At 34.2% G+C, this 13,241-nt stretch carries 9 protein-coding genes and 1 tRNA gene; 3 read left to right on the forward strand and 7 right to left on the reverse strand.

Annotation, left to right across the window (positions count from 1 at the left end; translation table 11 throughout):
• Positions 1 to 487 precede the first annotated feature (487 nt).
• The 3 genes from AC23MB_RS03140 to AC23MB_RS03150 all read left to right on the forward strand — a co-directional run bounded on the left by AC23MB_RS03140 (position 488) and on the right by AC23MB_RS03150 (position 3,162).
• Positions 488 to 1,225, forward strand: a complete 738-nt coding sequence (locus AC23MB_RS03140) for a CPBP family glutamic-type intramembrane protease (RefSeq protein ID WP_313028239.1) — start codon at positions 488 to 490, stop codon at positions 1,223 to 1,225.
• 62 nt (positions 1,226 to 1,287) lie between these two features.
• Positions 1,288 to 2,451: a sensor histidine kinase gene (locus AC23MB_RS03145; protein WP_313028237.1), complete on the forward strand. Its 1,164-nt coding sequence runs from the start codon at positions 1,288 to 1,290 to the stop codon at positions 2,449 to 2,451.
• Between the two features lie 3 nt (positions 2,452 to 2,454).
• Entirely contained in the window at positions 2,455 to 3,162 is a 708-nt protein-coding gene (locus tag AC23MB_RS03150; protein ID WP_312323780.1) for a LytR/AlgR family response regulator transcription factor, read from the forward strand.
• 2 nt (positions 3,163 to 3,164) lie between these two features.
• Here AC23MB_RS03150 and AC23MB_RS03155 read toward each other — a convergent pair whose 3' ends face one another.
• From AC23MB_RS03155 to AC23MB_RS03185, 7 genes are all read right to left on the reverse strand, one after another.
• Positions 3,165 to 6,215, reverse strand: a complete 3,051-nt coding sequence (locus AC23MB_RS03155) for a DNA polymerase III subunit alpha (protein ID WP_487786502.1) — start codon at positions 6,213 to 6,215, stop codon at positions 3,165 to 3,167.
• A 75-nt stretch (positions 6,216 to 6,290) separates the two neighbouring features.
• Positions 6,291 to 7,442 carry a DNA polymerase IV gene (gene dinB / locus AC23MB_RS03160; RefSeq protein ID WP_312323783.1) on the reverse strand — a complete coding sequence of 384 codons (1,152 nt, stop codon included), beginning with the start codon at positions 7,440 to 7,442 and terminating at the stop codon, positions 6,291 to 6,293.
• Between the two features lie 755 nt (positions 7,443 to 8,197).
• Positions 8,198 to 8,282, reverse strand: a tRNA-Ser gene (locus tag AC23MB_RS03165).
• Between the two features lie 239 nt (positions 8,283 to 8,521).
• Positions 8,522 to 10,240, reverse strand: coding sequence for a sensor histidine kinase (locus AC23MB_RS03170; RefSeq protein ID WP_313028231.1), 1,719 nt, complete (start codon positions 10,238 to 10,240; stop codon positions 8,522 to 8,524).
• A gap of 24 nt (positions 10,241 to 10,264) precedes the next feature.
• Positions 10,265 to 11,389 (reverse strand): sensor protein KdpD, encoded by a 1,125-nt coding sequence (locus AC23MB_RS03175; RefSeq protein WP_313028230.1) that lies wholly within the window; start codon positions 11,387 to 11,389, stop codon positions 10,265 to 10,267.
• 63 nt (positions 11,390 to 11,452) lie between these two features.
• The gene (locus AC23MB_RS03180) at positions 11,453 to 12,535 is read right to left on the reverse strand and encodes a porin (RefSeq protein WP_487786503.1); all 1,083 of its coding nucleotides are present in this window, start codon (positions 12,533 to 12,535) and stop codon (positions 11,453 to 11,455) included.
• A gap of 113 nt (positions 12,536 to 12,648) precedes the next feature.
• Positions 12,649 to 13,209: a K(+)-transporting ATPase subunit C gene (locus AC23MB_RS03185; protein WP_431413042.1), complete on the reverse strand. Its 561-nt coding sequence runs from the start codon at positions 13,207 to 13,209 to the stop codon at positions 12,649 to 12,651.
• Between the last annotated feature and the right edge of the window lie 32 nt (positions 13,210 to 13,241).

The following is a 13,241-nucleotide window of genomic DNA, read 5'->3' on the forward strand; positions in this document are numbered from 1 at the left end:
GGTTTTAAACCAACTTATGCTTATTTTTGAAGAAAGGCTCAGATTATAAAATCCAAGACCTAACTTTTTAACTTACAAACTTAACGGAATAGTGTCAGACTTGCTTTTGAGAAACAAGTCTATTACTGTAAATCCATCACTTGTTTTTCTATATAGCAAAGATATTGCTATGTCTAATTGCAACCTATTCTTAAAGTGATCTTGTCTTTTGAAACTACCACAAACACTATATTCTAAATCATAAGTTTTCCATATTATTAATTTTTTTTAACTTTTTCATTTAAGAAATCGTGACAACGTGAGAAACCATTTAACTGTTTAAAGATTTTAATGAATATTACACTAATTCAAATTTATCTATAACTGAAGTTTTATACTAAACCAATACTCGTGCCTTATCTATATTTCATCGGTAAAAATCTGCGTTCTATCGGTAAAGATTTTAATTAACGTTTGACGGTTTTAGTTTTGACAAAAAATAAACATTATGTCATTACTAACACCACTTCTTTGGATTGCAATTATGCTTCCTTTCATTATTTTAGCAATTGTAAAAACTAACAAACCGAACTTAAAATATCTGCTCTATTTTCTTTTGTATTTTTTGGTCGATTGCAGTATACAAGGTTTAGCAAAAGATTATTTTCACTTCAAATCATTAGAATTAAATTTTGCTTGGGGAGGGAAAATTTTAAGTTTATTACTTTCGTTAGGAATTATATTTTCTTTAAACATGCAAAACCGCGAAGCTGTTGGATTCACTTTTAAAACCAATTCTAAAAAACAAGTAAAAGTCGGTGTTTTTGTGTTTCTAGGATTTTTGTTATTTGATTTTATCTTCAAAATGATTTTGTTCCCTAAAGGAGGAACTTTCGATTTAGAAACTTTTTTATTCCAAGCAACATTGCCAGGTTTAACGGAAGAAATTGCATTTCGTGGAATTGGATTTTGGCTTTTAGATAAAGCTTTTCCTACAAAATGGAATTACAAAGGAATCCAATTCGGTTGGGGATTTATCATCATCACAATACTTTTTGGCGTTGGTCATGGTGTCATTTTAACGACAGATTATCAAGTGAAATTTGATTTTGTAACCATTATTTATCTCATTTTAATCTCCTCATTTAGCGTTGGTGTGCTCAGAAAATTCAGTGGAAATCTCATTTTTCCAATTATTGGGCACAATTGTATTAATCTCATGAATGCTCTTATAAGAATTTTGTAATATTTTTACCATCAAAAACTTTATTGAAAGCTTCCTTTCGATAAAGTTTTCAACTAAATTTTATGGAAAATTCATCTTTTTTATCCAGTAAACTGTCCGAAAAAATTGCCGATTTAGATTTTGAAAAAGAAATAACTTGGAAGAATCGAATCATACTTCACACCTTTATGTGGCTAAGTTTTGCAATCCTTTTATTTTTGAGTTACCGATTAGCTTATGCTTTAACAACGTTCAATAGTGTTATTTTAACCCTCCGAATGGCAGTTAGTAATATGACGATATTTTATCTGTTTTTTTATGTAATTGCTCCCAAATTATTTAATCAAAAATTGGGAATTGCCATGATAATTCTTAGTCTCACATTGCCTTTATTGACAAACATTTGGTTATGGATTACATTTGGTTTTTCGGTTTTATACCATTATTTAGGCTATGAAATTGGTTTTGGAGAATTAAAAGGAGCGATAACTGCAAGTGCGCAACAAACATTTTGGGGAGCGGTTTCGGTATCTAGAATTATTTCGCAAACTATCATCATTATTTCGTTGTTGTCGCCTTTTTTCTTTGTTAAAATTTTGTTTGAAATTTCAAAATTATATTCAAAATCTTTAAAAATATCGAAGCAAAATTCTCAACTTCAAATCCAAAATATCAATATCGAAAAAGACTTTTTAAAATCTCAACTTAATCCCCATTTCTTATTTAACACCTTAAATAATTTATACAGTTTAAGTCTTAAAAAAGATGATAAAATGCCCGATATGATTCTCAATTTATCCTACACGATGAGTTACACACTTTACGAATCGAACGCGGAACGACTACCATTAACAAAGGAAATTGAGTTTATTAAAAACTATGTCGAACTAGAAAAAATGCGTCATGGCGAAGAGAAAAGTATTTCGATAATTTTACCCAACGAGAACGAAACCAAAGGAAAAACAATTGCGCCTTTACTCACTTTTTCACTTATTGAAAACGCTTTTAAATATGGTTTAAAAAATAAGGAAAACGCATTTCTTAATTTAAAAATTGAAGTTAAAGATCATAAGTTTTCATTTAATTTAGAAAATGATTTTCTTCCCAAAACTGAACTTAAAAACTTTGGAGGCATCGGTTTAGAAAACCTTAAAAAGAGACTTCAACTGATATATCCAGAGAAACATTTTCTATTGGTAACGAAGAATAAAAACACGTTTAACGTGCAACTTGACATCGAACTATAACCTATGAAGACGATAAAAACGATTATTATTGATGATGAGCCTTTAGCAATTGAAGTGATTGAAAATCTTGCTTCGCAAATTCCTTTTTTGGAAATTATTGGGAGTTTTCAACATCCAATAGACGCTGTATGGTTTCTGCAAAATAATGAAGTGGATTTGGTCTTTTGTGACATTGAAATGCCGCAGCTTAATGGTATAGAAATTATCAAATCTTTAGAAAAACCACCTGTTTTTATTATGATTACGGCGTATCGAGATTTTGCAATTGATAGTTTTGAAGTTGGCGTTTTTGATTATTTGGTGAAACCTGTTCGCATGGATCGATTTTTAAAAGCTGTAAATAAAGCCAAAGATTTTATTAATTTGAAATCACATTCAGAAATTCAACAAGTTAATGAAGATCGAATTTTCATCAAGACTGAAGGTAAATTGGTAAAAATTTTGTTAAACGAAATTTTATATATCGAAGCGCAAGGCGATTATCTTAAATTTGTTTTAAAAGATCAAAGCTACTCTACTCAGACGACTTTAAAATCACTTGAAGAAGCTTTAGTCTTCCAATCTTTTTTTAGAGTTCAAAGGTCATTTATCATCAATCTTGAAGCGGTACGAAGTATCCACGGCAACCTTGTTGAATTGACCACAGGAACACAAATTAGCATTGCGCCCAACAAAAAGGAAGAGCTTTTGAAATTGTTAGGAATAAAATAATTTCACCCCATCCTCCTGGGCAAGCCAATTTCGTGCTCTTGTGGATATGGTTTTCGGTGTGTCATGCTGATGTCTTCTTTTAGCTTTTGCATAACTTCAAAGCGCTTTTCTTCTGTGGAATGATAGCGCGGATCCGGAATCATCGGCATTTTTGCCATTTTATGAATTGTAATCGTCGGAAAATGAAAATCGACTTCTACAGTTCCCAGAAGCAAATAACAACCGCCACCCTGAAAATCATATTCTTTTAAACTATCAGGAAAATGTGCGGTGTCAAAATAATCACCATTTACGTCAATCCAAGTTCCGAAATACATCGTTCCTTTCTTTGTAGGAACGTGTTTTCGCGAAATAAGATACGCCAACATTCGCACTTGTTTTTTATGATTTTGAAGTAAATCTTTTACAAAAACATCACCTCGAAATTTGGTTTGCAACAAGTCAAAAGGCGTGCAAGAAACGGTAAAACCAATCAATTCGAATTCATCAAAAGCATCTTCAAAAGGCTCTCTTTTCAGTTGTGGAAGTCGATATTCTTGGATTGGTTCTTCAATCAACATCAAACCTCTATTTTCTGGTTTAAAATTGACTAAAAGTAATCTCGCTTCAACGAGCAATTCATTTTTTTGTTTTCCTGTAAACCTAAAAGCATCAATAAAAATGAGAATTTGTATCGTTTCCAAACCAACGGGAATTCTGCGAATAAAATCGTGTAAAGATTTAAAATCTCCATTTTTACTACGTTCTTCGGCAATTCCGTGAGCGATTTTAGATTCTAAACCATCCAAAAGCATAAAACCCAAATAAATTTCTTTTCCTTTTAAAACCGTTTGAAAACAACTCGTATTAACACAAGGATTTCGGATGATTCCTCCCGACATTTTGGCTTCGTGAACATAAACTTCGGTACGATAAAAGCCACCTTGATTGTTAATCACCGACACCATAAATTCCAGCGGATAATAAACTTTGAGATACAAACTTTGATAGCTTTCCACAGCATACGACGCGGAATGCGCCTTGCAAAACGAATATCCCGCAAAAGATTCTATCTGTCTATACGCTTCTGCAGTCAGTTTTTCGGAATGTCCTTTTTCTTTACAAGATTTGAAAAAATTGTTTTTAACTTCTTGAAGTTTTTGGATAGAACGACTTTTGCCACTCATCGCTCTTCGCAAAATATCGCCGTCCGCCAAAGTTAAACCTCCAAAATACTGTGCAATTTTAATCACATCTTCCTGATAGACCATGATTCCGTAGGTTTCTTTTAAATGTTTTTCGAATTCGGGATGAAAAAACTCGAACTGATCGGGATTATTATGGCGGAAAATATATTCGCGCATCATGCCACTTTGCGCCACACCAGGACGAATAATCGACGAAGCCGCAACCAAAACCTTGTAATTATTACATTTCAAACGGCGAAGCAAACCACGCATAGCAGGAGATTCGATGTAAAAACAGCCAATGGTTTTTCCAATCTGCAAATATTCGTTGGTTTTTACTTCATCTTTAGACAAAGTCGTGTCGCGAATATCGACGTCGATTCCGCGGGTTTCTTTAATGAGTTTCACCGTGTCATTAATCGTTCCCAAGCCACGTTGCGACAAAATATCGAGTTTTTCCAACTTAATTTCTTCGGCAACATTCATATCAAACTGAACAATCGGAAAACCTTTCGGCGGCATTTCCAAAGCGGTAAAATTCGTAATTGGCTCCTCGGAAATCAAAATTCCACAAGCATGCATACTTCGCTGATTTGGGAACTTTTCCAGCAATAATCCGTATTTATGAACCATCTTCACTACATCATTCTTATCATGCGTAGCCATCGGATTTTTTGCCAATGCATCGAGTTCTTCTTTAGGCAAACCAAATACTTTCCCCACTTCCCGAAAAATCGAACGGTATTTAAACTCTACATTCGTTCCGCAAAAAGCAACGTGATCGCGACCATAGCGATTAAAAATATATTCTAAAATCGTATCCCGATCTTGCCAACTCCAATCGATATCGAAATCGGGCGGAGATTTTCGGTTTAAATTTAAAAAACGTTCGAAATACAAATCCAATTCGAGTGGACAAATATCCGTGATTCCCAAACAATAACTGACAATAGAATTGGCACCACTTCCGCGTCCAACATGCATAAAACCCATTCTATTGCTGTACTGAACAATATCCCAAGTGATGAGAAAATATGCGCAAAAATTAAGTTCATCAATAACTTTCAGTTCTTTTTCCACTCTTTTTTTGGCGACTTCATGGTTCAATCCATAACGTTTTTCCAGACCAGAATAAGCTAGCTTTTTGAGAAGTTCTACATCTTCTTCTTTTGAATTGGTGAAACTTTTTTTGTTCTTAACTTCATTAAAATCAAACTCGAAACTGCATTGTTTCAATAAATTTTCGGTATTTTCTATTAATTGAGGATGAAATTTAAAATCATCTTTTAACTGTGATAAAGTTTTGAAACGCTCATTTGACTTACAACAATCCTTATCATTGAGTTTTGAAATTAATGTATTGAGTTCAATCGCTCGCAAAATCTTATGAAGATTGAATTCTTTTTGCGAACTCACCGTCACAGGCTGCCAAACGAGCATTTTGTATTGTAAATCCTTTAATTCAGGGCGGATTAAAAAATTAAGTTCCTCTTCTCGAATACCGATAAACTCGTTTTCTAAAAGTTTTTCGGGGATATTTTCTAAAGGATAAACTACAAAAACCTGCTTGAAATCTGGATTTTGTTTTGGTAAATCAATGCCGTGACAATTATAATTCGTCAACATTTTATTGATTTCACCAATCCCTGAAAACTCCTTTGCAATGCAGATGTACAGTAATTGATTATCTTTTCTGATTTCTACACCAACAATAGGTTTAATGCCTTTTTCTTCACATTTTTTCTTGAAATCGTAAATTCCTGTCACGGTATTAATGTCTGTTAACACCAATTCTTTCAAGCCAAAATAGTCGGCTTGTTCCACCAAACCATCGATGGATAAAATACCGTAACGCAGACTGTGATATGAATGACAATTGATGAACATGGGAAGATTTGAAATTTGAAATTTGAAATTCGGGACGTAAAACATTAAACTTGAAACCCGAAAACATTAAAAAATTTACACCTTCAACACATTAAAACCCGCCGCGCGACCGACCGCATTGGAGCCAAACCTATTTTTGAGATAATCCATGCTTTGATAGAGGTTGATTAACTCTTCGGTATCTTCAAATAAATCCATTTGATGTTGACCGTGAACAAGATTCGTAAACCGAAGTCCGACCAATCGCAAACGCATTCTTCGGGTATATAACTTCTCGAAAAGATCCAGCGCAACTCGTGACAAAGTATGATCTACAGCCGTATAAGCGACTCTGCATTGCTTGGTTTCGGTATCGAAATTGGCATAGCGAATCTTTAAAGTCACAGTAGAAGTCAGCCATTTTTCTTGCCGAAGTTGATATGCTAATTGTTCTGCCATTCCTGCAATCAAGCCTTTTAAAGCGACAATATCCATGGTATCGTTGGTGAATGTTCGTTCTGTGGAAATCGACTTCCTTTCAGAATAAGGAATGACGGGATTTTCATCAATTCCGTTGGCTTTTTTCCAAAGTTCGGTGCCGTTTTTACCAATCATCTGTTGAAGCACATGAACAGGCATTTCCGACAAAGTTTGTATCGTTCGAATTCCAATTCTTGATAACAATTGAAACGTAACATTCCCAACCATCGGAATTTTCTTGATGGATAAAGGGTTTAGAAAAGGTTTTATTAAAGCCTCTTTGATTTCTAATTTTCCTAGAGGTTTAGCTTCTCCAGTTCCGATTTTAGAAACGGTTTTGTTTGTAGATAAGGCAAAACTGATGGGCAAACCAGCTTCTTTTTTAACCGCTTCTGCAATTTCTGTCGTCCATTGATAGCACCCAAAAAACTTGTCCATTCCAGATAAATCGAGGTAAAATTCATCAATACTCGCTTTCTCCATCACGGGAACTTTTTCTTGGATAATTTCGGTCACGAGATGTGATAAATTAGAGTACAATTCGTGATCGCCACGGATGATTTTTGCATCAGGACAAAGTTTCATCGCCATACGAATGGGCATTGCAGAACGAACGCCAAATCTACGCGCTTCATAAGAGCAAGACGCCACAACACCACGATCGCCACCACCGATTATCAAAGGGATACCATTAAGTTCAGAATTGTTCCGTCTCTCGCATGACACAAAAAAAGTATCCAAATCCATATGTACAATTGCACGATCCATCATTAAGTTGAAATTTGAATTTCAAAATTAGTATGTTTTATATCAAAAAACAACATATTTATTGATACAAATTATAACAATTTTAATTTTATATAAAACCTTTAGTTGTCAAAAAAAATAGTTAGTTTTCCGGAGTAGGTTAATATCAAATAACAATTTTTAAAGCTTTGAAGTCGTAAATTATTTCCTTAGTATTTCTTTATTAAAGCTGTCATATTCTTTTAATTTTAGACTAAGAACAACTGAAATTTCGAGTACAAAACGCTGATTGACGATATTCCTAATTTTACTCTTTGCTCTTCAGCAGAAATCCTTCTGCACTAGAAGCCAAGCAAGCTGTTTGTTTATTTTATAGCATAAGGATTTCATCATTAAATTCTTAATCGTACTTTTCAATTGTTTTGACTTAAGACTCTAATTCGGTTTCCAGCGTATCCTCAGAAAGTTGAAGATGTTCAACAATTTAGTAGATTCCAAGCGATGATTGAAATAGTTTGCGATCTCTAATTGGAAATTTTTCGCTTTTTCGTATCGAAATTTTTCCCTATAATAGAGATTTTTTGTAATTCGTTCAATTTATGTAACATGAAAATGCTCAAGAATCATTGTCCTGTTTTCTAACTGAACCAATATCGTCTAATGTTAATAAGATTTCTTTGACTTTTAGATCGGCTTTTGTTTAATCTAATATTGTAATATTACGTAGATGAACTGTATAAAAAAAATCCTAAACATTATGTTTAGGATTTCATGTGCGGAGAGAGAGGGATTCGAACCCCCGGACCTGTTACAGTCAATAGTTTTCAAGACTACCGCAATCGACCACTCTGCCATCTCTCCAAAACAATAATTATATCGTTGTTTTGAGTGGTGCAAATATATAAAGCTTTTATATACTGACCAAATTATTTTCTAAATTATTTAAATTCTATTTCTTTTATTAACAGATCATACAACACATTCCTTTTACTTGTAAATGAAAAACTAAGTCACGATCTCATTAATCTTTGCTTATCTAAACATCATTGCTACACCATATTATAAATTATTATTTGTTGAGATAGGATTATTTTAATAATTTATATAATAAATCCAAAGCGACTACCCTCACCTATTTCGCTTTCTACGAAGATTTTTCCGCCTTGTGCTTCTATAAACTCTTTGCTGATGCTTAAGCCAAGTCCTGTTCCTTCTTTTCGAGTTCCTGGGATTCGGAAATATCTATCGAAGATTTTCTCTTGATATTCCTTTTCGATGCCGCGACCTTGATCTTTAACAACAAACAAAATTTTATCATTTTCAGGATACACTTCAACCGTCACTTTCGAATTTTCATGCGAGTAACGTATCGCATTTGATAAAAGATTATTAAGAACCCACGAGGTTTTTTCGCTGTCTGCTGTTACAAAGTCTGCATCATCGGAAAGCTTAACTTGGATATCGATTTGCTTTTGTTCGGCAGCCGCTTTATTTGCCATCACCGCATAATCAACAATTTCTGCAACGCTGGATTTTTTGATATTCAGTTGCATTACACCACTTTCGACTTGCGTAATGTTAAGCAACTCGGATGTAATTTTTAATAAACGTTCGGTATCTTCTTTGATGCCGTCAACAAGATTTTTTTGTTCAGAATTTAATTTGCCAATCCTATTATTTTCTAAAAGTTGTAATCCCATTTTAATGGAAGAAATTGGCGTTTTGAACTCATGCGAAACCGTACCCATAAAGTTGGTTTTAGCCAAATCTAATTCTTTGAAAGGTGTAATATTTTTTAACATTATTACTTGTCCGATAAACTGCGAATCGCTTTCCCCCGTTGATATAATGTTGATGTCGATAACTTCTTTTTCAAAATAGCTTTCTTTAGCATCTGCATAGATTTTCATCGGCTCTTCATTAGGATTAATCGGCGTCCCAGCAATAATTTCTTTAATCATTTCACGAATTAAATCGTTATTAATAGCGACATCCTGAATTTGTTTTCCGACAAGCTGTTCTTTTTTTAAACCCGAAATTTTTAAGGCTTCATCATTTACAAAAAGGACGATTTTATGTTCATCAATTCCGATGACAGGATCGTGCATATTGTCGATAAGTGTTTCTATACGACGTTTTCCTTTAATGATACGATCGAGTTTACTTTCAGAATAAGCTTGAATTTTTTCTGCCATAATGTTAAAAGATCTTGCTAATTCTCCAAATTCGCTATGACTCTCAAAATGGACACGTTCTTTGTAATTTTGATTTGCAATTTGCTTAATACTGTTCGACAATTCTTGGATTGGATTTGCAATATTAGCTGGTAAATTAATTAATAAAATAAATGCTAAAAGAAAACACAAAGTCCCAACCACCGACACGACTGTAATTGCATTGTGCGCCGTTGTGTCTGCGATGCTACTTTTATGTTCGATAGCTTCCATGTTAAGCCGCATTAGTTCGGCAATATCTTTCCTAATCGAGGAAATAATCTGCTGATTTTCTGGCTCTTTTTTTAATAATTCAAAATGGTTAGCAACATTTTCGGTAGCTTCTTTTTCGCCAAGTTCTGTTACATTTTTTTGTTGTTTCTGGAGGTGTTTTTGAAAGGTCGAAATTGCCATTGGGTCGGACTTAACATCTTCCAAAGTCAGCAACATATTACGAGAATACAACAAGGTATTGTAATTGGCCATCAATATATTATTGGTGTCGCGTTTTAGCTGATTGATGTACCATCCACTAACGACAGAAAGAACAATAATCATCAAAAAAAGGAAACCTACACCAAAGGTTAATTTTGTTTTTATTTTCATCTCAAATTGCGTTTCTGTGGTATATTAGCTAAGAATTACCAAGTCTATTTTTTCTTTTTCTAAACGGTTAAGAAGAGTATTAAAAGTATCGGTTGCCAACACGATTTTCCAAAGTTTAAGCCTTGGTTTCCCAATGCATACATTTGTAATCTTGCGCTGGTCACATTGTTCGATAATACTTTTGGTTACATTAGAAGCCTCCACTTTTATAATTTCGGCGCCCAATTCTGTCGCTAATTTAAAATTATTAATTAAATGTCGTTGCTTGTCTAAAGCTATTTTGTCAGCACTTTCTTTCGGAATTTGCACATAGAATACAAACCATTTGCTGTTATAATAATTTGCTAAACGAGCGGTTTTTCTGATAACATTTTTCGCGGTTTTTTCGTTGGAACTTATACAAGCCAAAAATTTTTCTTTCTTCGTGTTTTTTGATAATACAACTTCGGTTTCAACTTTTCTTTGTACTTGCGATGCGACTTCCTTCAGCGCTAATTCACGAAGTTGCAGAATATGTTCGGATTTAAAAAAGTTAGTTAACGCAGACTGAATTTTGGTTTGATCATAAATCTTGCCCTGAGTCAATCGACTAATCAACTCTTCGGCAGTTAAATCAATATTAACAACCTCATTAGCCTGCGCTAAAACACTATCAGGAATCCTTTCTTTAACCTCTACACTTGTAATCTGCCGAACTTCTTCATTAAGACTTTCGATGTGTTGAATATTAACCGCACTTATCACATTAATACCAGCATCCAAAATATCCATCACATCTTGCCAGCGTTTTTCGTTTTTGCTACCTTCGATATTGGTATGCGCCAACTCATCAACAATAACCACTTCGGGATGCATATTGATTACCATTGCAACATCCAACTCTTCCAACTCTTTGCCTTTATAGAATAATTTGCGACGCGCAATCATCGGAAGACCTTCGAGTAATGCATGGGTTTCTTTACGATTATGAGTTTCGATGTAGGCAATTTTGACATCAATGTTGTTAGCTAAAAGACTATGCGCCTCTTGAAGCATACGGTAGGTTTTTCCAACGCCCGCACTCATCCCGATGTAGATTTTGAATTTTCCACGGCGAGATTTTTTAATGAGATCTAGAAATTCTTCTGCAGATTTGCGTGTTTCCTCCATGTTATGTTTAATTCTATTCGAATAGTATAAGTTACTTAAAATTAAATAAAACGATTATTTCCATTAAAAACTGACTGCCAGAGATGTCGTTACAAAATAGTTGTTAGGAACCAACTGGTTATCTTTTTCAAAAATTCTATCTTTCGATGATAAGCCGCGGGCTTCAACACGCCACATTACATTATCTAGGATTTTGTAATCGTAATTGATTGAATATCCAAAAGTTTGAAATTCGTTTTTAGTTTCCGTAGGAATCATCACGCCATTTTTATCATTATAATATTCTAATCTTGCACTTAGTCTGCTTTTTTCATTGGGTGTAAAATGCGCCATCATCACAGGCGAATACCAGCAATTATATTGGCTACTGGCTTTTTCTTTCTGTTCTACACCAATGTCGAATCCAGCTAATAATGCCCATTTTTCGTTTAATTGAAAATTGGCGTAAAGGTCATGAAAATAACGCATCTGGCGAAGGCTATCTGTTTTATCATTACCAATGAAAGAGCTACTATTAATGCTTATTTTATCATTGAATTTATAAGTCAATTGATGACCAAAGGAAATGGAGTTATTGCCATCTACTTTTTGGATCCTTTGCCAAGCATTAAGCACCAATCCGGCAAGATACAATTTGCCGTTATCTGAGGTGTAAGATACGCGCGCACCAGTCTCAAAATAAGGCGAATTTTCGGCAGTAATACTTCTTGTTAAAGTCCAACAATCGGTTCCAATAGCGCTTTCCCAACCGATATGAGAAGGTAAAATCCCAGCATCTAGCCAGATATCTTTGGATTTTGATAACTTAACTCCAATGTTAGCTTCGTAGATATTTTTAAGTACACCTGACTCCGCAGCATAATTCGCATTCATGTAAGTACCCGTGCCCAAAGCGATGTTAGCTCGTACATTCTCTTTGTTGTATGACGCTTTTATTATACCGATATTAAGATTAACCTCATTATGACGCTGAAATGCGTACATAAAATCGGGACGATTGTGATGACTTGGATTTCCAAAATCGTAGCTATAATAGACATCAGCATATCCACTGATTTTTAAAGGAGATTCTTGTTTCAAAGAATCGATTTGTGCATAAGATATTGAAGTAAACAATGTCATAATGCCGAAGAAAAGTTTTTTCATTGTTTTGGAGAAATTTTCCGGCAAGCCATACAACTTGCCAAAAAACAAAATATAAATTAATAAATATGGATTCTTTAGAAATTGACGAATAACAGTCATCCGTCAATCTTTGTTTAATGTAATTGATCTAGCGCAATATTAATCTTCAAGACATTAATTTTTTCTGGTCCAAAAAGTCCTAATGCAGGTTTTTCGGTTTCAGTTTTTATTAGATCTAACACTTTAGTTTCAGAAAGTTGACGACGACTCGCAATTCTTTTAGCTTGTACTTCTGCTGCTTTTACAGAAATATGAGGATCTAGACCCGATCCACTCGCGGTAATCATATCCATTGGGATGTCCTGTTTTGCAATACCAGGATTATGTTTCTGAAAATGCTGAATTCTCGCTTCTACTTCTTTAAGATATTCTGGATTGGTTGCCCCTTTATTACTAGCTCCAGAACCTGCTGCATTGTAGTCTACAGCTGACGGTCTCGACCAAAAGTAATTGTCGTTATCAAATTTTTGCCCCACATTCGAGTAGTATTTTTTGCCTTGATAAGTTACAATTTCACCTTTTCCTTGGTTGGGACTCAACTGAGCAATTCCCCACATCAAAGCTGGATAAGCAACAGCCAAAACAAGTATTAAAACTAAACTCATACGCAAGGCTGGTAATATATTATTTTTCATTTTTTTTTAAATTTTAAATAAAAACAAGTCAA

The sequence above is a fragment of the Soonwooa sp. T0.1_25 genome (genome assembly GCF_057652215.1).